Source organism: Pedobacter rhodius (assembly GCF_027213645.1).
Classification (GTDB): Bacteria; Bacteroidota; Bacteroidia; order Sphingobacteriales; family Sphingobacteriaceae; genus Pedobacter; species Pedobacter rhodius.
The window spans coordinates 24,509-47,724 of record NZ_JAPWGL010000003.1 but is presented as its reverse complement, the minus strand read 5'-3'; the positions used below and the strand labels follow the sequence as shown (position 1 = coordinate 47,724).

Below are 23,216 nucleotides of genomic sequence, written 5' to 3'. Positions count from 1 at the left end.
AACCTAACATCAGCCGGCTCCTTTTACCCACACATTCTATTGTGCCGGGGCAATCGTGGTATTCAACTGTAATACCGGCCAAACTGAACCTGGTGTTTTTCCAACCAGAAAGCCTTGGTTATCGCCTCTTTTTACATCTGGTACATAGTAGTATAATGGCCACCCTTTATAGGTTAATTGTTTTTTGTTAATTACAGCTACCGTAATTACACCAATATCGGTTTTTGTTACAGCTGAAGGTACGTTAAGTGCTTCCGATTCGTAAACCGGCCAGATACCTTCCTGTGCAACACCTTTTGTATAGGTATTTACACCATTTTTATCTGGAGCAAAAGCATACAAGGTACGGCCTTTGCTATCGGTTAGATAAATGGTTTTTCCATCACCGATGGTATAAGTGCTGGTGTAATTTACGCTGTTTCCAGACAACTGCGCGTTAGCCAGCATTAATGAATAATCGGGTTTGGCCACAAACCAGATTCCTCCCACACCGTCTCCCTTTACGTCGCCTTTTGCTGTATCGTTGGCAAAATAATAAAGCGGATAACCTCGGTAAGTACTTTGTTTGCGGCCATCGGCTCTGATAACCTCACCAACTTCGGATTTGTTCAGGTTTAAATCTGTACTGGCATCAGCTGAATAATAAAGTGGCCAGGTCGTTTCACAACCACCGGTGCAGGTGGGCACACCAGCAGCATCAGATGAAAAAAAGTACAAAGTTTTACCATCTTTATCCGTCAGTACTGTTCCAAATTTGGCATCAGCAGCCAATTGTATCCCCTTGTTATTAGAAGCAGATGGTGTTGTAGGTTCTTCCGAACTATTTTTCTTACAGGCAGTAAATGTCATGGCTATACAAGCGATTGCCAATAGATTCTTTTTTAAGTAGATTAGCATAATGATTTTGTTTTAAGGTGTATTTATTCCTGTTACGCTCGCTGCCTTTAAAAGGTTGCCAGATTGAAGCATAATTTTTAAGAAAGGACATGCTTCATTTAGAGGAATAAAAAATTATTAATTTCCAGGCAACCTTTTATTTTTTTAACCGTATGGATGGTTAGAAAGGAGAATTAGTGAACCCAAGTGGCAATAATGAATATGTATTAGACAGTTACATTAAAAGTTGTATTAGAAATGAAAGGGAAGGGCAGAAAGCACTTTATAAACATTTCTATGGCTTTGCTATGGGCATTTGTTTACGTTATGCAAATAACCGGCTGGATGCTGCGGGAATACTTAATGATGGTTTTTTTAAGGTTTTTAAAAATATTGATAAATACGAGCAAGATAAGCCTTTCAAAGCCTGGATTGGTCGCATTATAACCAATACAGCTATTGATTATTACCGTGCAAACTTGAAATTTGCTGATCATGCTGATATTACGGAACATAATGAAATTGCACAGGAGCAATCTGTTTATGGAAAATTAGCTTACGAAGATTTACTTGCTTTTGTTCAAAAGTTAACACCTGCCTACCGAACGGTTTTTAACCTTTTCGCAATAGACGGTTATTCGCATGAGGAAATTTCAGAAATGCTTTCTATTTCTGTCGGAACTTCAAAATCCAATTTATTTAAGGCCAGGCAAAAACTGCAGGATATGCTTAAAGCACCTGTTATAAATGCTTACGAGCGGAAAATGGTTGCTTTTGATGCAAACAAGGGGAGAGTAGATTTTAATACAAACACAAAATGAAAATAGGGAACGATATAGATAATTTATTTAAAGAAGGATTGGAGCACCCTGACATCCCTTTTAACGATGCACATTGGCAGGCGCTGGAGGAGCATTTACATCCGAAACCAACACGCAGAATTGCGCCGGTAATTTGGTTTTCCGCATTAAGCGGATTGGCTGCAATGCTTTTAATTGTATTTTTTGTTATAAAACCTGCTGAAAAAAAATCAAATCCAAATGCTGTTGTAAAAACGAAGGCGAAACAAAATGATGGCAAGAAAACAGACGTTGAAAATGAACATCAGAAAGGATTGAAAACCGAGAAAAATGATGGGTTGCCTCAGAAAAATCAACAGGTGGCAAGGGTGAATAAATCAGTTATTAAAAATTCTATGCTTAAAAACTCGGCAAAGGCTGAAAACGCATCAAATCCGATTTTGGAACCCGACGCCTTAAATAAGAATTTATTAGAAAATACGACTGCCTTGAACAATTCACTGTCATTAGAAAACTTAAACCAGCTGGTGGTTTTTAATGGGAAAAAAACTTTTCCGACGGATTTTGGTCAACCGAAAGATAAAGTTGTTGTAAAGAAATCGGGCAGCAGGCCAAGATTTGTTTTAAGTATTCTGGCGGCGCCTGATTTAACGTCTGTAAAATATTCCGGCAAAAGTAATTTAAGTGGAAGTATTGGTGCAGAACTTACTTTTTCACTTACGAAAAGATTAAGTATAACAACCGGTGCGGCTTATGCCAAAAAGATTTATGAGTCTGATTTCAGTCTGTATAATCCGAACTCATCGTACGTTTTTAAAACAGAACCAACAAATGTATACGCCAATTGTGATGTAATTGATATACCGTTGAATGTTAACTATAAAGTTTTTAATGGAAAAAGGAATTCAGTGTCGGTTAGTACAGGTTTGTCAAGTTACCTAATGCTTAAAGAAAAATATAGTTATACTTATAATTCTGCTTATCCAGGGCCGGCGAGTTACGAAGTTAAAAATCAAAACCAGCATTATTTAGGAATAGCAAATATTGGTGTAGAATTTCGACATAAAATAAACAGCAAATTAAGCATCAGTGCCCGTCCGTTTATGAAAATTCCGTTAACCAATATTGGCTATGGCAACTCAAAACTGTCATCCACAGGGGTTGCCGTTTCGGTAAATATGAACTTATTCAGAAAATCGAATTAGGTTAACGCAAACTTTGAACCGGCAGAGGAACAAAATCTGTTTCGCCTGGAACTGGTTTATAACTCTGGTTTAGCCATTTTGTTTTCGCTTCTTCAATCAAGGCTTTGTCGGTGGCAACAAAATTCCAGTACATAAAACGTTCTTCAGGAAAAGGTTCGCCGCCAAAAATATAAATTGTTGTATTTTCATGCATTTCAAATGCACATAACTTCGCATTATTGGCAATAAGGATGTGTTTTGGTTCGAAAATATGGCCTTCGCTTTCGATGGCGCCTTCTAAAATATATAAAGCGCTTTCTCCAAATAAATCATCGCCGATATTTACTTTTTGTCTAGCTGCGCTTTTTATTTCGATAAAATAAAGCGGGCTGTAAACCGGAACAGCAGATTTTTTTCCAAAAGCTTCGCCGGCGATTAACTTAAACTTTAAGCCATTTTCTTCCCAATGTGGAATGTCTTTTTCTTCAACATGGAAAAATTCAGGTTCCATTTTTTCTAAAGCCTTTGGTAAGGCAACCCATATTTGCAAACCATGAAGCATTTTATCGGTATGCCTTAAATGCTCCGGTGTTCTTTCCGAATGCACAATTCCGCTTCCTGAAGTCATCCAGTTTACCTGGCCAGGTTTTATCACCACATTATTTCCAAGAGAATCTTTGTGTGTAATTTCGCCTTCAAACAAAAAAGTTAATGTAGATAACCCAATGTGTGGATGTGGCGGAACATCGAGGTTTTCGTGGTCGCCCATGGCCGCCGGGCCCATATGGTCGATAAAAGAAAATGGCCCAACCATTCGCTTTTCTCTGAAAGGTAATAACCTGCCAACCATAAAGTTGCCAATGTTAGCCGGGCGTTCATCTATAACCAGTTTGATATTCGACATGGGATTTACTTTGTTTGATGAGGTGAATTTAATGAAAACTAAATGAAAAAATATCAGTTTGGGGTGCGAGTCAATTCATTTTTTTAAAAATTATTTTTTTTACGACACAGTCGTTATCCTGTCTGTACTCGTTAAAAACGAGCGCAAGCCTTGCGCTCTTGAATATCGTCATTACAACGAGGAAAGTTCATAAAAAAGGCATCCCTTTCGAGATGCCCCTTAAAATGTATATAGATTTTAAACCAATTCAGCCAAAGCTTCTTTGGTAAAACCTTTCAATTCGTCGGTGCGGTTAGCTTTAATTTTTTCTACCCATTGCGGATCAGATAAAAGCGGACGGCCAACAGCAACTAAATCGAAGTCGCCTCTATCCATTCTGCGTACCAATTCATCTAACGAACTTGGTTGTGAACTTTGACCGGCAAATGCACCAAAGAAATCGCCATCCAAGCCAACGGAACCCACAGAAATTGTGGCTTTGCCTGTAATTTTCTTAGCCCAACCGGCAAAATTTAAGTCAGAACCCTCAAATTCCGGCTCCCAGAAACGGCGTTGTGAACAGTGGAAAATATCTATACCGGCATCAGTCATTGGCGCTAACCATTGCTCCATTTCGTTTTCGTTTTTGGCTAGTTTGAAATCGTAGGCAGCAGGTTTAAATTGTGATAAACGAATGATTAGGGCAAAGTCTTCACCAACCCTTTTACGCACTTCTTTTATCACTTCAACGGCGAAGCGTGTACGTTCGGCAAGTGTTTTGCCACCCCACATATCCCTACGGTTATTGGTCGCATCCCAGAAAAACTGGTCGATTAAATATTGGTGCGCACCATGGATTTCAACAGTATCAAAGCCCAAAGCTTTTGCATCTGCAGCAGCCTGGCCGAATGCCGCAATCGTATCTGCAATTGCAGCATCTGTCATGGCAACACCATTCTCAAACCCTGGACTGTTAAAACTCGACGGACCTTCAAACGGTGTATTTGGCACCCAACCTGAAGCATGATTTGCTGAAATCCCCTGATGCCAGATTTGTGGCCCCATCTGGCCGCCTTTGGTGTGAACATCATTAATTACCTTTTGCCATCCCGCCAATGCTTTTTCGCCATAAAAATGCGGAATATTCGGGTCGGCTGAAGATGAAGGCCTGTTAATTACTGTTCCTTCTGATAAAATTAAGCCAACTTCACCTGCGGCTCTTTTTGCGTAATAATCCGCAACATCAGCTGTCGGAACACCATCAGGTGAGAATGAACGCGTCATTGGCGCCATTACAATCCTATTTCTTGTATTTAATGTTTTCAGATTAAATGGTCTGAATAAACTATCTGTATTCATATTTTTTTTAATTTATAATTCGGAATTGATGATTTTACTTAACTGCGCTAAACCTTCTTTGTTGCGTTTGTAATAAGTCCACTGGCCAACCCGCGTTGCGCAAACTAAATCGGCACGCTGTAAAATGGATAAGTACTCGGAAATTGTACTTTGAGATAAACCCGCCTTAACCTGAATTTGCCCGACACAAACACCTACATTTTCGAAATCGGCATTTGGCTGATCAGGGAAATTTTCTGCAGGTGCTTTAAGCCAGTTTAAAATTTGTAAACGGGTTTTGTTTGACAGGGCTTTGAAAATTTCGACTTGATCCATACTGCAAATATATATCGACTTTTCCCGATATACCAATTATAAAACTAAAGTTTACAATACGATGTAAAAGCCTTTATAATCGTTAATAAAACGTTTTAAATTAAATATATAATGCAAAATTTGTTAGGATTTAATTTAAACTTATCCTTACATTCGTTTAATCATTCTAACCAAATGTCTAACTATAATTCATTAACGGATAACGAACTTCTTATTCTGATTCAAGCCGGGGATAGGCGTGCATTTGAAGAAATTTATGAACGCTTTAATGGTTTGTTATATATCTATGCGTGTAAATTAGTCTCTGAAAGGGAAGATGCTAAAGATATTGTTCAGGAGATTTTTGTCTATCTGTGGAGTAATCCGGATATTAAAATCAAATCCCAGCTATCCGCTTACTTATATACAGCAGTTCGATATAAAGTTTTCGATTGGCTGGATAAAAATAAATCGAAGTCCAATTATTTGTTATCCCTGAAGAACTTTGCGGAGCTTGGCGATTGTATTACGGATGATTATATACGCGAAAAAGAGTTTGCATCAATTATTGAAAAGGAGATTAGTCTTTTACCACCAAAAATGCGGCAAATATTTGAAATGAGTCGTCAGCAACACCTTTCGCAAAAAGAGATTGCAGAAATACTTCACCTATCAGATAAAACCGTTAAAAAACAAATGAGTAATGCTTTGAAGGTACTTCGTTTAAAGCTTACATCTTTCATATCAATTGCCATTATTTTATTCGTCAGATAATCCGGCATTCGTATTTTCGCCGCGTTCAAGCGGTTTTTCGGGAAAAAATAAAAATATTTTTTATTCATCTACTACCTGCACCCGGGTTATCCTACATGTATTTAATTAGCCAAATATATTATAGTGATGAATAAAGCTGAAGTTGAAAAACTTTTAGAAAAATACAGAGACGGACTTTGTACGGAGCAGGAAAAAGCTTTGGTAGAATCGTGGCACCTTTCCGAGCTTTCAGAAAAAAAATCTGAATTAAACCATAATGATATTATTGAAGCCAGAACCCAAATCTGGCAGGCTATTGAGGCAAAAACTGAATTAAAATCAAGAAAAAATTATACACTTTGGTTAAAAGTTGCATCCGCGGCAGTCGTGTTATTTTTTATTGGGTTTGTGATTAACAATCAAATTAAAAAACAAATTAAAGGGCAAAGTTTAGCTAAAAATAAGCAGGAGATAATTAAACCGGGTGGAAACAAAGCAATTCTGACACTGGCCGATGGCTCGAAAATCTCTTTGAGCGACGCAACAAATGGCGTAATAGCCAACCAGGCCGGCATCAACATTACCAAAACAAAAAATGGTGAATTAATCTATACAGTTGTTTCTACAACAGCAGAAAAAACTAAAAATTTATATAATACAATTGAAACACCGCGGGGCGGCCAGTATCAAATCAATTTGCCAGACGGCACGAAGGTTTGGCTGAATGCAGAATCATCTTTAAAATATCCAACGGCATTTAATAATGAAGAGCGGCTGGTACAATTGAAGGGTGAAGCTTATTTCGAAGTGACAAAGTTATTAACCAAAAATGGCAGCCGGGTTCCTTTCAAAGTAAACAGCGAGATTGGCGAAGGCAGAAACCAACAGGTTGAGGTTTTGGGTACACATTTCAATATTAATGCATATTTAAATGAACCAAATAATAAAACAACCTTACTTGAGGGGAAAGTCAGGATTCTGAATTTGAGTTCGTTAGCCTCTGATATTTTAAAACCTGGTCAGCAGTCGTTAATTGCAGCTTCATCACCAGCTGTTTTAATAAAAAATGTTGATGCGGAAGATGCCGTAACCTGGAAAGATGGCTTTTTCAGTTTCAATGATGAGAATTTACAAACGATAATGAATAAAATTTCCCGCTGGTACAATGTAGACATTGCATATCGCGGTGCTAAAATGGATAAACTTTTTGGCGGGAGAATTTCGAGGTTTAACAGTGTAAACGAAGTTTTGGAAACCCTACAAGCTACCGGAGATGTTCATTTCAAAATTGAAGAGAGGAGGATTTTAGTTATGCCTTAACGTATACTTTCCATCATCGGTTTCGATAATTTTAGCATAAAGCATAGCTGAAAAACCGGAAGCGCGGCAACGCTCCCGGCATAATTAAGGCTTTATTCTAATCGTAAAAATTGTGAGATACAACTATTCTAAACCTAATAACCAAATATATGAATTTTTATACTGAATGGTTGCCCAATCCAAAGGGCCGACTATCTAAATTATTGTTGATTATGAAATTGACTTTCGTCTTATTAATCACCACGTTTCTTCAAATCAGTTACGCAGCAAAAGCACAAAATGTAACGCTTTCAGAAAAAAATACAACCTTACTTAAAGTTTTCCGTAAGCTGAACAAAAGTATTGGTTACAGCTTTTTATACAACACCGAACTTTTAAAAGAAGCTAAACCGGTAACAATTGACATTAGAAACACGGATATCAAAGAAGCGTTAAAACAGATTTTTAACGAGCAACCTTTGGGGTATACAATTAAAAATAACACCATCATCATCCACAAAAAATCTTTGGATGGCTCTCTTTTATTATTACGTGCCTATGCAGATATAAAAGGTAAAGTTGTTGATGAAACCGGTGCCCCGCTTGTGGGCGCCAGCGTAAAAGTTAAAGGTTCGAATCAAGGCACCATAACCGATGCAAATGGTGCATTTATTTTAAAAACAGTAGAAGAGAATGCCATTATTGTGGTATCATATATCGGCTATGAAAATAAAGAAGTAGCGGCCACGTCAACCGGAGACTTAACCATTCAAATGGCACCGCAGGCGGGTGTACTCGCTGATGCGGTTGTTATCGGTTATGGCACACAAAAGAAAAGCGTGGTTACCGGCGCAATCTCGCAGGTAAAAGGCACTGATTTGGAAAATATGCCTGTTGTTCGTGTTGAACAATCATTACAAGGACGTACTTCGGGTTTAACCATTACCACATCTTCTGGTCAGCCGGGAGAGGGTGCTACCTTGCGTATTCGTGGTACAACTTCAATTAATAATAGTGAAGCTTTATATATTGTTGATGGTGTGCAGGTTGGGGGTGGCATCGATTACCTTAACCAAGCCGATATCGAATCTATCGAAGTTTTAAAAGATGCGGCTTCAGGTGCAATTTATGGTGCGAGAGCGGCGAATGGTGTAATCATCATCACCACAAAAAAAGGGAGCAGAAACGGCAGAATGGCTGTTAATTACAACACTTATTTAGGTACGCAAGCGCCATCCAGAAAATTAGATTTATTAAATGCGACGCAGTACGCTACCATTTATAACGAAGCGGAATATGCGAAAACACCAGGCTTAACGACGCCAAGATTTCCAAACCCTGCACAATATGGCGTCGGAACAGATTGGCAGGCAGCTGTTTTTAATAATGATGCAAGAATTCAGAATCATGAGTTAAGCATTAGCGGCGGCGGTGAAAAATCTACTTATTACAGCTCTTTCGGTTATTTTGACCAGGAAGGCATTGTTGCAACCAGTAATTCTCAATACAAAAGATTTACAGCTCGTTTCAATTCAGAACATCAAATAACAAAAGCCATTAAATTCGGACAAACCATCGGTTATACCCGCACAAATTCTGTTGGTGTTGGTACCAATACAGAATACGGTTCACCATTAAATAGAGCAATTAACATCGACCCGATTACACCAATTGTTGAAACCGATCCGGCAAAATATGGTGCTGCGCCTTATATTGGCAACCCTGTTGTAAGAAACGAAGCTGGTTTTCCTTACGGAATTTCGCAATACGCACAATCGGAAATTTTAAACCCTGTTGCCGCTTTGCAAGTTGCACAAGGCAACGGCTGGTCGGATAAAGTGGTTGCAAATGCTTTCGTTGAAGCAGAAATTATTAAAGGTTTAAAAGTAAGATCGCAAGGTGGTGTCGATTTAGCCTTTTATGGTAGCGAAGGTTTTACGCCTATTTATTATTTAAATTCAATCAATCAAACTACAATTACTTCTTATAACAGAAACTCAAACAGAGGTCTTTTCTATTCATTGGAAAATACAATCAGTTATAACAAGCAAATCGCTAAACATAACATTACAGGATTAATCGGATATTCGTTCCAGAAAAACAGAGGCGAAACCCAAGGTGGAACAAAAGATGGTATTCCGGTCAATAACATAAAAGACGCTTCTTTACAATTCCCGGTTTCCAGAGCAAATGATGTGTTCTACGGTGGCGAATACTTAAACACTTTAAACTCGGCTTTTGCCCGTTTAACCTATAACTACGATGAAAAATATCTTTTAACCGGTATTATCCGCAGAGATGGTTCTTCCCGTTTTGGTCCGAATAACAAGTTTGGCTATTTTCCTTCAGCATCAATTGGTTGGGTAGCGAGTAAAGAAGATTTCTTTCCTAAAAACGGCTATGTAACCTTCCTAAAATTCAGAGGTTCTTATGGTGTTGTAGGTAACGATAACATTGGCGATTTCAGGTATTTATCTACCGTTAGTGGCGGCAGAAACTATACTTTAGGTACTTCAGCAGGTTTAAATAACGGTGTAAGTCCTGATGCCTTATCAAATCCTGATTTAAAATGGGAACAAACTTCATCAACAGATATTGGTGTTGATATGAACCTTTTTGGCAACTTCACGTTAACGGCCGATTGGTACAAGAAAAAAACAACAGGCATGTTGCTTCAAATCGCTGTACCGGGCTATGTTGGTAATGCCGGGCCGATTGGTAACATTGCCGATTTATCTAACAAAGGTTTCGAATTAGAATTAGGTTACACAAAAAGAATTGGCGAACTCTCCCTAAAAGTTAATGCAAACGGTGCATTCGTTAAAAACAACATCGATTTCTTAGGTGATGATAAAGAATATCTGGGCGGACAAACGGTTACGCCTCAGGCTTTAGAAATTACCCGTACAAAGGTTGGCCATGCGATTGGTTCATTTTATGGTTACAGAAGCGATGGTTTATTCCAAAATCAAACGCAGATTAATAACTACAAAAGCCAGTCTGGCGCACTTATCCAGCCAAATGCTAAACCGGGCGATATTAAGTTTATCGACTTAAATGGCGATGGTCAAATCAACAATGACGATAGAGAAATTATTGGCGATCCAACGCCTGATTTTACTTATGGTATGACGGTTAACCTGGCTTATAAAGGTTTTGATTTAGTTGTTCTTGGTCAGGGAGTTGCCGGTAATCAGATTTTTAACGCCTTAAGAAGGTTCGATTTACCAACAGCGAATTACACGACGGCTATTTTAAACAGATGGACCGGTGAAGGAACAAGCAACACCATTCCAAGGGTAACTTTAGATGATACCAACCAAAACTACAGCCGCGTTTCGAGCATTTTTCTGGAAAGCGGTTCGTATTTCAGAATCAAGACTTTACAAGTAGGTTATAGCCTTCCTAAAAAATTGGTTGCTAAAGCTGGTTTAGATAAAGTAAGATTTTATGTAATGGCAAATAACCTGGTCACATTTACAAAATATACCGGTTACGACCCGGAAATTGGTGGTGGAAGTTACGGTGTCGACCGTGGTTTCTATCCGCAGGCAAGAACTTTCTTTGCCGGTTTAAATGTTGGTTTTTAATTATTGGAAAAGATGAACAATAAAAATCTTAAAAGCCTGATGGCAATAGTTGCTGTTATGGTAGTTTTTGTTTCTTGTAAGAAGGATTATTTAGAGCTGACGCCCCGCGGAACCGCTCTTGAAGATAACTTTTATAAAAATGAAACGGAGGTTATGCAAGGTGTAATTGCCGTGTATGATGTGACGCAGTGGGGTACAACCGGTGGTTATACCATGAAAATGCCGCTATTAAGCGCCGCATCTGATGACTGTTTTGCCGGTGGCAGTAATGCCTCTGACCAGCCAAACTGGGTTTCGTATGATAATTTTAACATGAACTCAAGTCTTGGTCCGCAGGTTGGTTTGTGGAATAAAAACTTTACCGGTATTAATCGTGCCAACGTCATTTTAAGCAAAATAGATAAAGCAACGACATTAAGTGCTGCTTTCAAAACCCGCGTAACAGCTGAGACTAAATTCTTAAGGGCTTACTTCTATTTTGATTTAGTAAGATTCTTCGGAAATGTTCCGCTGATTACTAAAGTTTTAGAAACAAGTGAGCTTTATACGCAGGTTCAATCTACACCCGCTCAGATTTATGCACAAATTGAGAAAGATTTAAGAGAAGCCATTCCAGGTCTGCCGGTAACAATTTCAACAGCAGAAAAAGGTAGAATATCGCAAGGTGCAGCGAAAGCGCAGTTAGGTAAGGTTTTACTGTATCAAAATGACAATGCGAAAATGACTGAAGCGGCTACTTTGTTTGAAGACATAAACCGCGTTGGTAATCCATACGGTTATTCATTGTTGCCAAATTATGCTGATATTTTTAATCCGGCTAATAAATTCAACGCGGAATCCATTCTGGAAATTCCACATTCTAATAATGCGGCCTGGTCTGACTGGGGTTACATTAACGGTGGCGAAGGAAATGTTGGAACGCAGTTCGTTGGTATGGACAGCTATAATGGCGATACATATTCCAGCGGTTGGGGTTTCTGCCCGATAACGCTTGATTTGGTAAATGTAATGAAGAACGACCCTCGCTTTGCGGCAACAATTATCGATGGTGCAGCTTTAAAAGCAGCCGGCGCAACCTACAATGCCCGTTACCAAAACACCGATTATTTCATTAAAAAATATGCGCCTTTAAAAGCATTCCGCTCGGCGAGTGGTGTTGCCGAACAAAACTGGCCGATTGATGAGATTGAAATCCGTTTGGCTGATACTTATTTAATGCAGGCCGAAGCTTTATTAAGAAGCGGCGGCAGTGCAACCCGTGCAAAAGAATTGCTTGATGCCGTTAGGGCACGCGTTGGTTTAGCATCTATTCCGGCTACGCTTGATAACGTTTATGCCGAACGCCGGTTAGAACTGGCTACCGAAGGTCATCGTTTCTTCGATTTGGTTAGAACAGGAAAAGCTGTTGCGGTTTTAGGTTCGCAGGGATTTAAAGCTGGTAAAAGCGAATATCTGCCAATTCCGTTAAACGAAATTGAAGTTACCAAAGGTGTTATTAAACAAAATCCAGGTTATAATTAATCCGCATTGAAATGAAATTATTTAAAAATAAAATAAACGTATCAATCTTGCTTAGTCTGGGTTTGATGCTTAGCCTGATGGTTTCCTGCAAAAAGAGCGAAACCACAAAAGATATAGGGGTTCCGCCAACGGCCGCTGAAATTCAGTTTACGTCTACGCCTACATCTGCTAACCCAAATATTGTAAGCTTTAAAAGTCTTTACAATGGCATTAATGCCCACTGGGATTTCGGAAATGGTGCAACCGCTGACGGGAATGATGTACAATCATCTTATCCGATTGCGGGAACGTACACGATTAAGTTAACTGTATTGGCTGATGGAGGTTCCGTTTCGACAACCAAAACCATTACGATAGCAACAACGAATACAAGCATGCTAAGCGACCCGGCTTATACGTTGCTTTCAGGCGGTTTATCAAATGCAGCAGGTAAAACCTGGGTTATCGACCAAACGCAACCAGGTCATTTAGGTGTTGGCCCGATTACTTCGCAAACACCTGACTGGTATCAGGCAGGTCCGAATGAAAAAGCCGGCCAAGGTTTTTACGATGATGAGATGACCTTTGCAATGGGCGCATCTTCATTAAAATACACTTATGCAAATAACGGAACTACTTTTGCCAACGCATCTAATGCGCCAGGGATTGGTGGACCAACAGGGAGTAATGATCCAACGGTTAATTATACACCGCCAACAAACCTGACATGGATTTTGAATGATGTTAACGGGGTGAAATACATTAACCTGAGCAATAACGGATTTATTTCTTATTACCTGGGTGTTTCTTCCTATCAGATTTTATCGCTTACCGCGGATGAAATGTGGTTGAGGTGTGGCGATAAATCAAACGCCGGCAATGCATGGTATTTGAAATTAATCAGAAAAGGATATGTAAGACCAGTTGTTCCTCCTGTTCTGAAACCAATTCAGGCGGCTAACTTATCTGATGATTTCCAAACTGCAACCGGCATGGCCTGGATAGCTGAAAATATGGATTTCAACAGAAATTATGATAACCCTGCTCGTTTCCCTGTAAATACTTCTTCAAAAGTAGCTTACTACGAAAAAAGAACAGGTAATGATGGTCAGTATGGAAACATCAACATCACCATGCCATATCGTTTTGACTTGGCTGCAAAAAATAAAATCAGACTAAAAGTATTTATCCCTGGCGGAAATGATTTTACTAAAGTTGCACCAACAGTATCTGTTAAATTGCAGAATTCGCTATTAGGTGGTAATGCATACACAACTCAGATTGAAATTGTGAAAACGATTACAGCAGCTCAATACAATACCTGGGTGCAGTTAGAATTTGATTATTCTGCGTCTGCAAGCCAAACGTTGTACGATAAAATCGTTGTACAGTTAGGCGGTGAAGGACATCCAAATCCAGGTATATTCTATATCGACGATTTCGAATTTAAATAGTGGGAATAAAAGCAGTTTGAGATTCGTTTCAAACTGCTTATTTAATTTTTTTAAAATGAGGGATTCAGTGAAGTACTTAAAAAAAGAGATTTTAGCAGCTTTTGCAATTGTTGCAGTTGGAATAATCGGGTGTTCGAAGGGCACAGATGAAAACGGTCCGGTATATGTTCCACCAGTTGTTACAACGCCGGTTGATAAAAACTGGAGTTTCGAAACCACACCGGCCTGGGCTGATGAATTTACAAATAGTGGCGCGCCGCTGACTTCAAATTGGGATTATGATACCGGCGGTGGCGGATGGGGGAATAACGAATTGGAGTATTATACCAATACGACCAATAATGCAAGTGTAGCCAACGGAATTCTAACCATAACGGCAAAAAAAGAAAATATGGGAAGCATGGCTTACACATCTTCTCGTATGGTAACCCGCGGAAAGTTAGATGCTTTATATGGCCGTTTTGAAATTAAAGCGAAACTCCCTGTCGGCAAAGGAACATGGCCGGCCATATGGATGTTGCCCACAGACCGAGCTTATGGGGATTGGCCAAAATCCGGCGAAATCGACATTATGGAGCATGTAGGTTACGACCAGGATAATGTGCATTTCAGTACGCATACCGAAGCTTATTATTTCAAAATAAATACGCAGAAAACCATCACTAAAAAAAATGATGGCGCAAGCACTGCCTTCCACTTATACCGAGTTGATTGGACGCCTTACGCAGTTAGAGGATTTTATGATGGTGTTCAAGTATTTGAATTTGCGAATGAAGGCACAGGTTATAAAGTCTGGCCATTCGATAAGAAGTTTCACCTGCTTTTAAATGTTGCGGTTGGTGGCGATTGGGGTGGCGCACAAGGCATAGATGACTCCATCTGGCCACAAAAGATGGAAGTCGATTACGTTCGTTATTACAAAATGATTGAAAAGTAGACTTAAGGTTAGTTTAATTGTAAGTCGCCAAGAAATTGGCGGCTTTTTTTAATATTTTACCCCTAAGACACCTTAGGTTACCTAAGTTCTAAGCTATTTTTTTGCACATAGTTTATTATTATTATATAACTGCTTCAGATAAGCTTAATCTTATGTTATTTCCTGGATGTTTGAGGTGGTGAGATTTGTAATCAGCCATTCCCCAAAAAAGAACGGGGATAAATCATACCGACCTATCCCCGTCATCTAAATTAACGCTCTCAAATATATAAACAACTAAAAAGGCGATTTATTATATCGGGCTGAAAATTTTTTTATTTTTTTGCTGCGGGCTTCTTTGCTGCGGCTTTTATTTTCTTTTCAACAGCAGGAACTTCTTCTGTAACTTCAGCTTTTTTCTTCGCAGGTGCTTTGGCTTTTTTTAATTCGGTAACGGTTTCTTCCGTAACTTCTGCTTTCTTTTTAGCCGGTGCTTTCTTTTTTGGTTCGGCAGTTACTTCTTCTGCAACAGCTTCTTTTTTCTTAGCCGGCGCTTTAGCTTTTTTAGCCTCAACAGCCGGGGTTTCCGCAATGACTTCTTTTTTAACTTCAGTCGTTTTTGGGGCATCTGCCTGATTTAAATAATTTGCTAAAACCTGTTTTAGATAAATTTCAGGTTTAGGCATATTAATAATTGTACCAGGTTCCTTATCCTGAGATTGCTTAATGTAAGCCGATTTAATCTTGCCCCAATCTTTGGAATAAAGTTTAATAAACATTTCCACAAATTGTTCGTCTGTATATTTTTTAGCCAGCCTGCCCAGCACTGCCTGAATTTTTTCTTCTTTTTTATGTAATACCGCCATTGCTTTAATTTTGTGCAAAGATAACCGATATTACAGATAATCATCTAAATACAGGATTTAAACTTTCCGGCCTGTTAATTTCAGCTGTGAACAGGTGATGGATAGATTCTAATTATTTAGGGTAGATCTTACTTATTTGGATTTTTTTATATTTTGAGGGATGAAGGACGCTAAGCTTTAACTTTGTCGAAAACGACCTCAGTTCTCCTGTGCTTTACAAGTCTTTCGCGATGTTGCATTCCCCAATTTCTAAGCTCATTAATAACTTTCTCTAATGAACCACTATATTCAGTTAATTCGTAAGTCACGGTTACGGGGGTAGTTGAATATACCTTGCGCAACACAAACTCATTTAATTCCAAATCTTTCAGTTCTTTCGATAAAATTTTAGGCGTAATCTCTCCAAGTGATTTTTGAATTTCATTAAATCGCTTCGGACCATCCTGTAAAGTTAGAATTAAAGGCAGTTTCCATTTTCCGTTTAAAACATAAATGGCATCCTTAACAGCGTTTAAGCTGGCATTGCAACTTTCTATGGTATGGTTTTCTTTTGCAAAGGGCATAGTTCAAAGATAACTGCTTTCATAAACGATACCGCTATCCTTTGGGAAAGTAGTATCTATTTGATATCAAAAGTAAATATGTTTGTATCAAAAAAAAGAATATGAACACAAAAACAATTAAAATTATTTACTGGATATCAACAGTACTAATTTCGCTCATGATGATTTTTTCCGCCTATTCCTACTTTACCAATGCTGAAGTTAAAAACGGATTTAAGCACTTGGGCTTCCCCGATTATTTCCGGATAGAATTGGCGGTGGCAAAGATTTTAGGTGCAATTATACTTTTGGTTCCGGTTAAATATCAGTTAAAGGAATGGGCTTACGCAGGTTTTGCCATTACTTTTATATCAGCTTTTATTGCACATACAGCATCGGGCGATCCCATTGCAAATCGGGTTGGGCCAATTGTGTTTTTATTGATATTGGTGCTATCATATTATACTTACCATAAATCGAAAGCAACTAATATTTAATTTATCCCCCTCAGAATTCTCTGGTACGTGTAGAATATTGGTTTCAAACCAGCTGCAAAAATCGGCGTTTCTGCGGGGGTATCTCCGCTGTTTTAAGATGGGAAATCCATTCAATTTGCCAGCATCGGTAAAACCGCTCATCGTTTTTCAGCAATTGATGTGGTTTTATATTTTTTCCAGTACAAGTTCGGAAACCGGTTTCGCCCTTTGTATATTTTTAATTTCGCCTCTATATAATCTTCTGTATGATAAACAACCAATAAGCACAGCAATAGCGCCTTGAAATAAAACCGTGTTTTGTGTGCCAATCAACTGAGAAATAGTGCCGATTAACAAACCGCCAAGCGGCTGCATACCAAAGAAAGCCATGGCGTAGAAGCTGATTACCCGGCCACGCATGTTCGGGTCGACAGTAGTTTGAATTAAAGTATTGCTGATGGTAATTTGCGACATCATTCCGAAACCGGAGATTGTCGCGAAAATTAATGCTGCGGGATAAAAGGTCGTGTGAGAAAATAATGCTAAACCCGCGCCAAAAATGAGCGTATTTATAGCCAGAATCTTCCTTAGGTTTTTACCAGGTTTCAAAGAGGCCAGAAATATAGCACCGGAGAAGGCACCCAACCCAATCACACTGTCGATCACGCCAAATGTTGATGCTGTTCCGTGAAAAATATCTTTTGCGTAAACCGGAATCAATGTACTGAAAGGCAAAACAAATAAACTTATCAGTGCCAGCATAGTTAGAACGTAGGCAATCGATGGTGTTTGCCTGATATAAGCAAAACCTTCCTGCAATTCTCCGATAATATTTTTGGTGTGCGGTTTTGAAATGTACTTCGGTAATTTCATCATTAATAAAGAACCGATTACGGCAATAAAGCTTACGGCATTTAAGCCAAAACAAACATCATCTCCTAGCTTTTCTAAAGCTAAACCTGCCAAACCCGGGCCAATTAATCTGGAAAGATTTACCATCGATGAATTTAAAGCTAATGCGTTTGGTAGATCTTCTTTGTTATCAACCATTTCATAAACCAGCGATTGTCTTGCCGGAACATCAAAGGCATTTATTATACCAAGCAAAGCACTCAGAGCGATGATTTGCCACATTTCATAATGTTTCGAAAAGATTAAAACCGTCATTAAAATGGCCTGTACCATTGAAGCGATTTGTGTAACCAGGAGTAGTTTATACCTATCGTACCTGTCGGATGCGACACCGCCAATAAAGGAGAAAATGAAGGAGGGGAATAAACTCGCAAAAAGTGTAAGCCCCAGCATAAAATTAGAATGTGTCTGCTCGTAAACAACCCAGCTTACAGCAGTTTTTTGCATCCAGGTTCCGATTAGGGAAACGGATTGTCCGCCAAAGTAAAGGCGGTAATTGCGGCTTTTAAATGCATTAAATGTACTGATGTTCATAATTCAAGGCCATCTGATTATAAATTAACCAGTTTTGTTAAAGGACCTATAGCTTCTTTTAAAATTAATTGTTCCTGTTCTGTGCAAACTTCTGCAATGGCTTTACTTAGCCATTCATCGCGTTCGTGCCTTACCTGTTCGAGCATTTCTTTGCCAGTTGCAGAAAGTGCAATGTGAATTTTCCTTTTATCACTTTCAGAAACTGTTTTGGAAATCAGGTTAAGTTCTGCAAGGTGATTCAATAAAGCACCCATTGATTGTGGCGTAATTTTCTCCAAAACCGCAAGCTCTGCTGAAAGTAAATAGTCGTGCTGCTCGAGTAAAACCAAAATTGAACGTTCTGTTTGAGACAAAACTGTATTTGACGGAGAGAGTTTGCGTAATTTTCGGTTTAGCCGGGCTAAAACCGGGCGAAGTGATGAAGCAATTGCGTTACTTTTTTCTGTGCTCATTTTTGTAAGTAAAACTTATAAGTTTACCTTACAAATATAGTGCAAAATTTTAAACTTCGTTTTATCAAAAAATTAATTGACATTAAAAAGATTTATCCTGTAAAAGGCTGTAGAATTATTTCTTCCAGCCTTTTTGCATTCTCTTATAAGCCTTTTTACTAATCTTCGATTTCTTTTTCGACCTCGATTTCCCTTTTTTCTTCCGGGCATTGATGTTATTTACCAGCGAATTTTTAACGCCTAACTTATTTTTCTTAAGTCCTTTTTTCTTTTTTTTGTCTTTCTTCTTGCCGCCTTTCTTCCTGGCTGCTTTCTTTTTGTCTTTTGCCATATTATGATTTTAAAGATTATTAAACCATAACATCAAATCAATGGGAAAGGTTCCTGAAAATATAAAAACGAGCTTTTCAGCAAAATAAATTGAGCCTTTCAACAAAACGTAAATTTAATTACCGCCATACCTTTGAATAAATAAAAAATAAGAAAATGAAAAAAGTTTGGTTTATAACAGGTAGTTCCCGCGGATTGGGCAGAAGCCTTACAGAAGCAGTTTTGGCAAAAAGAGATGGCGTTGCAGCTACCGCCAGAAATACAAGTGCTTTAAAAGATTTAGTAAAAAAATATAGTGAGCAAATTTTACCAATAACACTGGATGTAACTGATTACAAACAGGTTCACTCGGCTGTTGACGCGGCAATCGATCATTTCGGGAAAATTGATGTGTTGGTTAATAACGCTGGTTTTGGAATTGTTGGTGCTGCCGAAGCTTTCACCGATGAGCAGGTTCGTTCTCAGCTGGAAACAAATTTATACGCCCCGATTGAAATCACCAGAGCGGTTCTGCCCTTTATGCGCAAACAAAAATCAGGTCGTATTCTTCAAATATCTTCAATTGGCGGGCGGGTCGGTAATGCAGGTGTAAGCATTTATCAGGCAGCGAAATTTGGATTAAGTGGCTTTAGCGAAGTACTGGCTAAAGAAGTTGCAGGTTTAGGAATTTTAGTAACCAGTATAGAACCAGGTGGTTTCCGTACAGACTGGGCCGGCGATTCTATGACGTATGCTTCAAAAATCGAGGGTTATGATTTGGTCGATAAAAGAAGTGATTTCTTTCAGGGTGGCACTTTCGTTCCAACCGGCGACCCGGAAAAAGCAGCGAAAGTAATGCTTGATTTAGTTGAACATCCACAACCGCCGGTTCATTTGGTGTTGGGCAGCGAAGCCATTGGCATGTTGAAACACGCTGATGCCGTTAGAACTGAAGAAATGGAAAAGTGGTTGAGTGTCAGTTTGTCAACTGATCATAATGATGCTACAAATTTTCTGGATACAGAATTGGGTAAATCCTTTACCAAAGGTTAGCTTATAAACAGGAAAGATTTTGAAATAAAGTCAATGGATAATTTATTTCACAAAAATCAATATAAATGGCATTGATTAAGACACTTCGTCGTTTCGGTCTGATAGCTATCGGATCGAAATGACGATTTGACCACAATACGATAAACATCGTTGTTCGCTTGTCGAAGACCGGCAAAGCCAGGGAATATTTCGATAAGTTTCCATTTAAAAATAAAGGGATTTTGTACCACTTTATGAAGATCGTTACCACAAAAAAAAACTTAATTTTAACCTATGACAAATCATATCGAAAGGAGCGGAATTCTTTATTCCTGTTATGCACAAAAGAGTAGTGAAGGGGAGCAGTTTATTCCCAATCATACTTTTGGATACGTAATTTCGGGTTCTTCAGAAATCTTTATTGGTGGTAAAAAATATGTTTTTAAGGAGGGTGATTTTCGGTTTTTCAGAAGAAACCAATTGGCTAAATACACCAAATTTCCTGCTCCGGGTGGTGAATATAAATCGGTTTCGATAATTTTTGATCAGGATACCCTGAAAGCTGTTGGTGCGGAATATGATTTGCATATGCAGCAACCGAATAACAGCATATTTGGTTTGGAATTGGAACCAAAAAAATTGTTGCTGAATTATATAACATCTATTACGCCATTTTTAGATAAGCAAAACAGTTTTAATACAGCGCTTGCTAAATTGAAAGTTAAGGAAGCTATCCTGACATTGCTGCAAACAAACCCTGAATTGAAAGATGTTCTGTTTGATTTTACCGAACCCGGTAAAATTGATTTAGAAGCCTATATGAATGAACATTATAAGTTCAATGTTGATGTAACCCGGTTTGCTTATTTAACAGGAAGAAGTCTGGCTACGTTTAAACGGGATTTCGAAAAAATTTATAAAACTTCACCAAACCGCTGGATTCAGCAAAAAAGATTGGCTGATGCACATTACCTGTTAAAAGAGAAGGGCTGGAAAACATCTGATGTATACATGGAAGTTGGATTTAAGGATTTCTCGCACTTTTCTTTTGCCTTTAAAAAAGCTTATGGTATTACGCCATCAAAATTAAGTGCTTAAAAAAGCACCAACCATTTCTGATTGATGCCCCGTAAAAAACCACTATGAAAAAATCTTTATTTACTAATGCTTGTAAGTATAGAACTTGTTGTAAATGTTGTTGAAATAGTTCCTTTCGTATAAGTTGAACCTGTAAATAAGCCATGGAAATTAGTGCCGCCTGCAACACTGCCCCCTCTGTAAATCGTATAAGCGGTGTTCGGACTTAAGGTTGGCATGCTGAATAATAACGTCATTTTAGAGGCATAAGCCCGTGGTACTTTAAATGTAAATACATCAGCCCCTAATGAGGTTTCAATATGAATTAACTCATCTGTTGCTGCTGTGCTTGAGAAAACGACAGTGTTTTGTGTGGTTGCGTTTGCAGTTGGATTACTGGTTGTACCGCCTATACCAATTAATGTTCCGCCCGTAATTTTGAATGTATTGTTGCCGCAATCGAAGCCCCCTTCCGGTACCGTTGAACCCGATGCAACAATTAATCCGCCTGTAATTGTAATTGTTCCATTCGAATTCATGCCATCATTTGTGCCACTATAGCTGTAAATATTTCCCCCGTTAATTACAATCTGATTTATTGCACTTAAACCATTATGAGTAGCAACGCATTCTATTGTTCCGCCATTTATGGTCAGGCTGGCATCACTCCCTATTCCTTCGGCCTCTGTGCCGGATGTTCTGACATTAACCGTACCGCCGTTAACCGTCAGGTTGCCAGTACTCTTAACCGCTTTAGATGTTATATTATCGCTGCCATAAGTAAATTTAGCCCCCGATGTGGATACGGTAACAGTTCCGTCATTAATAACAAAAGTGCCATCCGAACTAATTCCTTTCCCTCCGATACCAGAGCTCGTAATGGCAATGGTGCCTTTATCCATTCTGAAATTACCACCTGTTTTAATACCTATTGCCGATGAAATACCTTTGTCAGTTGTATCATAAAAAGCATCGCCAGTTGTCGTAACATTTACATTAGCATTTGTTATGGTCAAATCTTTTCCACTGTTAAAACCTTTAGCCCCATTGCCCGAAACGGAAATTTTAACACCATCTGTACTGTTTAATAGGATGGAGCCTTCACTTTTTACCCCTATTGCTTTTTCACCCGTTGTGGTTATGGTAATTGTTCCGCCGTTAATTTTAACAGATGGATCTATCGTACTGTTGGTCCCTTTGTAGGATGCCAGTAAACCGTTATTTACGGTTGTTGAAATATTTAGCACACCCTTGTCTAGCTGAATATAGCCTGTTTCTGCCTCAATGCCATCTCCTGAACCATCTGCGGATAAGGTTATACTTAAGGAACCACCTTCCATCTGGAAATAGTTATTCGTATGAATACCATCCGAAACTGCCCCGGTAATAGCAATATTTCCTCCTTTTATGTCTACATTATCATTACTGCAAATGGCATGTTTATAATTGCCTTTAACAATCAACCGGCCGTTGCCCGTAATCATAAGCTGACCATTACTGAAAAACGTGCCTTTCATATCTTCAGTTCCACTGGCCGTATAAGTAGCGGCATCAATAAGGCGATTATTAGTTTCGCCAACAAGTATAACCGTTGCTTTTTGGCCAGATTGAATATTAATCGCCGGGCCATCTTTACTGATAATGTCAGCACCGTTTAAAACCAAACCAAATTTGTAATCGCTGTAAATTTTTACTGAACCATTGGTGGTAACGCCTGATATTACATAATTCACTTCTGTACCTGGAATGGTAGACGTAACGGTAACTACACCATTTGAATTGGTTATTGTTACACCATTGCCGGAAAAAGGATTTGTAACTGTTGCAACATTATTTGCATATTTTATGAGTACTGCGTTTGTAAGTGTTGTATCTTTAGTATTGGTTTCTATCACTGCATAAGTTTCCGTGGTGGTCGTTGCCGTTTCTTCAGAAGACTTTTTACAAGATAAAATTGTGCTGACAAAAGCAATAGCAAATACAAAGCGTGTTATATATTTAGATGACTTCATTCCAGTTAAAATTTAAGGTTTAACCAAATTATAACCAGGAAATCAATCGATATGTTAAGACTCTACGAAAGGCTAAATTGAATCGATTAAAGTGTT

21 protein-coding genes are annotated in these 23,216 nt (G+C 38.6%); 11 read left to right on the top strand and 10 right to left on the bottom strand.

Features of this window, described 5'->3' with window-relative positions; all coding sequences use genetic code 11:
- Positions 1 to 36: 36 nt before the first annotated feature.
- A complete protein-coding gene (locus tag O0931_RS10260; RefSeq protein WP_269415485.1) occupies positions 37 to 897 on the bottom strand; it encodes a hypothetical protein in 861 nt (286 codons plus the stop codon).
- A 176-nt stretch (positions 898 to 1,073) separates the two neighbouring features.
- Between O0931_RS10260 and O0931_RS10255 the strand changes: the two genes are divergently transcribed.
- Positions 1,074 to 1,697: an RNA polymerase sigma factor gene (locus O0931_RS10255; RefSeq protein WP_269415484.1), complete on the top strand. Its 624-nt coding sequence runs from the start codon at positions 1,074 to 1,076 to the stop codon at positions 1,695 to 1,697.
- Positions 1,694 to 2,881, top strand: a complete 1,188-nt coding sequence (locus O0931_RS10250; RefSeq protein WP_269415483.1) for a porin family protein — start codon at positions 1,694 to 1,696, stop codon at positions 2,879 to 2,881. Before O0931_RS10255 ends, O0931_RS10250 begins: the two co-directional genes overlap by 4 nt.
- A gap of 1 nt (position 2,882) precedes the next feature.
- Here O0931_RS10250 and O0931_RS10245 read toward each other — a convergent pair whose 3' ends face one another.
- From O0931_RS10245 to O0931_RS10235, 3 genes are all read right to left on the bottom strand, one after another.
- Positions 2,883 to 3,764, bottom strand: coding sequence for a pirin family protein (locus O0931_RS10245; RefSeq protein ID WP_269415482.1), 882 nt, complete (start codon positions 3,762 to 3,764; stop codon positions 2,883 to 2,885).
- Positions 3,765 to 4,001: 237 nt separating this feature from the next.
- Positions 4,002 to 5,102, bottom strand: a complete 1,101-nt coding sequence (locus tag O0931_RS10240; RefSeq protein WP_269415481.1) for an NADH:flavin oxidoreductase — start codon at positions 5,100 to 5,102, stop codon at positions 4,002 to 4,004.
- A gap of 12 nt (positions 5,103 to 5,114) precedes the next feature.
- Positions 5,115 to 5,417 (bottom strand): ArsR/SmtB family transcription factor, encoded by a 303-nt coding sequence (locus tag O0931_RS10235; protein ID WP_269415480.1) that lies wholly within the window; start codon positions 5,415 to 5,417, stop codon positions 5,115 to 5,117.
- 174 nt (positions 5,418 to 5,591) lie between these two features.
- Between O0931_RS10235 and O0931_RS10230 the strand changes: the two genes are divergently transcribed.
- The 6 genes from O0931_RS10230 to O0931_RS10205 all read left to right on the top strand — a co-directional run bounded on the left by O0931_RS10230 (position 5,592) and on the right by O0931_RS10205 (position 14,929).
- Positions 5,592 to 6,170 (top strand): RNA polymerase sigma factor, encoded by a 579-nt coding sequence (locus tag O0931_RS10230; protein ID WP_269415479.1) that lies wholly within the window; start codon positions 5,592 to 5,594, stop codon positions 6,168 to 6,170.
- Between the two features lie 126 nt (positions 6,171 to 6,296).
- Complete coding sequence (locus O0931_RS10225) at positions 6,297 to 7,469, top strand: FecR family protein (protein WP_269415478.1); 1,173 nt, start codon at positions 6,297 to 6,299, stop codon at positions 7,467 to 7,469.
- Positions 7,470 to 7,681: 212 nt separating this feature from the next.
- The gene (locus O0931_RS10220; protein WP_269415477.1) at positions 7,682 to 11,038 is read left to right on the top strand and encodes a TonB-dependent receptor; all 3,357 of its coding nucleotides are present in this window, start codon (positions 7,682 to 7,684) and stop codon (positions 11,036 to 11,038) included.
- A 12-nt stretch (positions 11,039 to 11,050) separates the two neighbouring features.
- A complete protein-coding gene (locus O0931_RS10215) occupies positions 11,051 to 12,559 on the top strand; it encodes a RagB/SusD family nutrient uptake outer membrane protein (protein WP_269415476.1) in 1,509 nt (502 codons plus the stop codon).
- An 11-nt stretch (positions 12,560 to 12,570) separates the two neighbouring features.
- Positions 12,571 to 13,992 carry a PKD domain-containing protein gene (locus O0931_RS10210; protein WP_269415475.1) on the top strand — a complete coding sequence of 474 codons (1,422 nt, stop codon included), beginning with the start codon at positions 12,571 to 12,573 and terminating at the stop codon, positions 13,990 to 13,992.
- 67 nt (positions 13,993 to 14,059) lie between these two features.
- Positions 14,060 to 14,929 carry a glycoside hydrolase family 16 protein gene (locus tag O0931_RS10205; RefSeq protein ID WP_269415474.1) on the top strand — a complete coding sequence of 290 codons (870 nt, stop codon included), beginning with the start codon at positions 14,060 to 14,062 and terminating at the stop codon, positions 14,927 to 14,929.
- 314 nt (positions 14,930 to 15,243) lie between these two features.
- On the opposite strand, the gene O0931_RS10200 is transcribed toward O0931_RS10205, so the two are convergent.
- The gene (locus O0931_RS10200) at positions 15,244 to 15,774 is read right to left on the bottom strand and encodes a hypothetical protein (RefSeq protein ID WP_269415473.1); all 531 of its coding nucleotides are present in this window, start codon (positions 15,772 to 15,774) and stop codon (positions 15,244 to 15,246) included.
- A gap of 170 nt (positions 15,775 to 15,944) precedes the next feature.
- Positions 15,945 to 16,337, bottom strand: a complete 393-nt coding sequence (locus tag O0931_RS10195) for a winged helix-turn-helix transcriptional regulator (protein WP_269415472.1) — start codon at positions 16,335 to 16,337, stop codon at positions 15,945 to 15,947.
- 101 nt (positions 16,338 to 16,438) lie between these two features.
- Between O0931_RS10195 and O0931_RS10190 the strand changes: the two genes are divergently transcribed.
- Complete coding sequence (locus tag O0931_RS10190; protein ID WP_269415471.1) at positions 16,439 to 16,813, top strand: DoxX family protein; 375 nt, start codon at positions 16,439 to 16,441, stop codon at positions 16,811 to 16,813.
- A 165-nt stretch (positions 16,814 to 16,978) separates the two neighbouring features.
- Here O0931_RS10190 and O0931_RS10185 read toward each other — a convergent pair whose 3' ends face one another.
- The 3 genes from O0931_RS10185 to O0931_RS10175 form a co-directional block, all read right to left on the bottom strand.
- A complete protein-coding gene (locus tag O0931_RS10185) occupies positions 16,979 to 18,238 on the bottom strand; it encodes an MFS transporter (protein ID WP_269415470.1) in 1,260 nt (419 codons plus the stop codon).
- Positions 18,239 to 18,255: 17 nt separating this feature from the next.
- Positions 18,256 to 18,690, bottom strand: coding sequence for a MarR family winged helix-turn-helix transcriptional regulator (locus O0931_RS10180; protein WP_269415469.1), 435 nt, complete (start codon positions 18,688 to 18,690; stop codon positions 18,256 to 18,258).
- A 115-nt stretch (positions 18,691 to 18,805) separates the two neighbouring features.
- Complete coding sequence (locus tag O0931_RS10175) at positions 18,806 to 19,021, bottom strand: hypothetical protein (RefSeq protein ID WP_269415468.1); 216 nt, start codon at positions 19,019 to 19,021, stop codon at positions 18,806 to 18,808.
- 155 nt (positions 19,022 to 19,176) lie between these two features.
- On the opposite strand from O0931_RS10175, the gene O0931_RS10170 reads away from it, so the two are divergent.
- Positions 19,177 to 20,052 (top strand): oxidoreductase, encoded by an 876-nt coding sequence (locus O0931_RS10170; protein ID WP_269415467.1) that lies wholly within the window; start codon positions 19,177 to 19,179, stop codon positions 20,050 to 20,052.
- 273 nt (positions 20,053 to 20,325) lie between these two features.
- A complete protein-coding gene (locus O0931_RS10165; protein ID WP_269415466.1) occupies positions 20,326 to 21,129 on the top strand; it encodes an AraC family transcriptional regulator in 804 nt (267 codons plus the stop codon).
- Positions 21,130 to 21,185: 56 nt separating this feature from the next.
- Here O0931_RS10165 and O0931_RS10160 read toward each other — a convergent pair whose 3' ends face one another.
- Positions 21,186 to 23,120: a carbohydrate-binding domain-containing protein gene (locus O0931_RS10160; protein ID WP_269415465.1), complete on the bottom strand. Its 1,935-nt coding sequence runs from the start codon at positions 23,118 to 23,120 to the stop codon at positions 21,186 to 21,188.
- Positions 23,121 to 23,216 lie beyond the last annotated feature (96 nt).

Bases quoted from the DNA above. Each gene is read 5' to 3' on its own strand.
- O0931_RS10180 (WP_269415469.1), bottom strand. From the start codon at position 18,690: ATGAGCACAGAAAAAAGTAACGCAATTGCTTCATCACTTCGCCCGGTT.
- O0931_RS10195 (WP_269415472.1), bottom strand. From the start codon at position 16,337: ATGCCCTTTGCAAAAGAAAACCATACCATAGAAAGTTGCAATGCCAGC.
- O0931_RS10225 (WP_269415478.1), top strand. From the start codon at position 6,297: ATGAATAAAGCTGAAGTTGAAAAACTTTTAGAAAAATACAGAGACGGA.
- O0931_RS10160 (WP_269415465.1), bottom strand. From the start codon at position 23,120: ATGAAGTCATCTAAATATATAACACGCTTTGTATTTGCTATTGCTTTT.
- O0931_RS10250 (WP_269415483.1), top strand. From the start codon at position 1,694: ATGAAAATAGGGAACGATATAGATAATTTATTTAAAGAAGGATTGGAG.
- O0931_RS10235 (WP_269415480.1), bottom strand. From the start codon at position 5,417: ATGGATCAAGTCGAAATTTTCAAAGCCCTGTCAAACAAAACCCGTTTA.
- O0931_RS10175 (WP_269415468.1), bottom strand. From the start codon at position 19,021: ATGGCAAAAGACAAAAAGAAAGCAGCCAGGAAGAAAGGCGGCAAGAAG.
- O0931_RS10165 (WP_269415466.1), top strand. From the start codon at position 20,326: ATGACAAATCATATCGAAAGGAGCGGAATTCTTTATTCCTGTTATGCA.
- O0931_RS10245 (WP_269415482.1), bottom strand. From the start codon at position 3,764: ATGTCGAATATCAAACTGGTTATAGATGAACGCCCGGCTAACATTGGC.
- O0931_RS10230 (WP_269415479.1), top strand. From the start codon at position 5,592: ATGTCTAACTATAATTCATTAACGGATAACGAACTTCTTATTCTGATT.
- O0931_RS10200 (WP_269415473.1), bottom strand. From the start codon at position 15,774: ATGGCGGTATTACATAAAAAAGAAGAAAAAATTCAGGCAGTGCTGGGC.
- O0931_RS10185 (WP_269415470.1), bottom strand. From the start codon at position 18,238: ATGAACATCAGTACATTTAATGCATTTAAAAGCCGCAATTACCGCCTT.
- O0931_RS10215 (WP_269415476.1), top strand. From the start codon at position 11,051: ATGAACAATAAAAATCTTAAAAGCCTGATGGCAATAGTTGCTGTTATG.
- O0931_RS10220 (WP_269415477.1), top strand. From the start codon at position 7,682: ATGAAATTGACTTTCGTCTTATTAATCACCACGTTTCTTCAAATCAGT.
- O0931_RS10210 (WP_269415475.1), top strand. From the start codon at position 12,571: ATGAAATTATTTAAAAATAAAATAAACGTATCAATCTTGCTTAGTCTG.
- O0931_RS10190 (WP_269415471.1), top strand. From the start codon at position 16,439: ATGAACACAAAAACAATTAAAATTATTTACTGGATATCAACAGTACTA.
- O0931_RS10260 (WP_269415485.1), bottom strand. From the start codon at position 897: ATGCTAATCTACTTAAAAAAGAATCTATTGGCAATCGCTTGTATAGCC.
- O0931_RS10170 (WP_269415467.1), top strand. From the start codon at position 19,177: ATGAAAAAAGTTTGGTTTATAACAGGTAGTTCCCGCGGATTGGGCAGA.
- O0931_RS10240 (WP_269415481.1), bottom strand. From the start codon at position 5,102: ATGAATACAGATAGTTTATTCAGACCATTTAATCTGAAAACATTAAAT.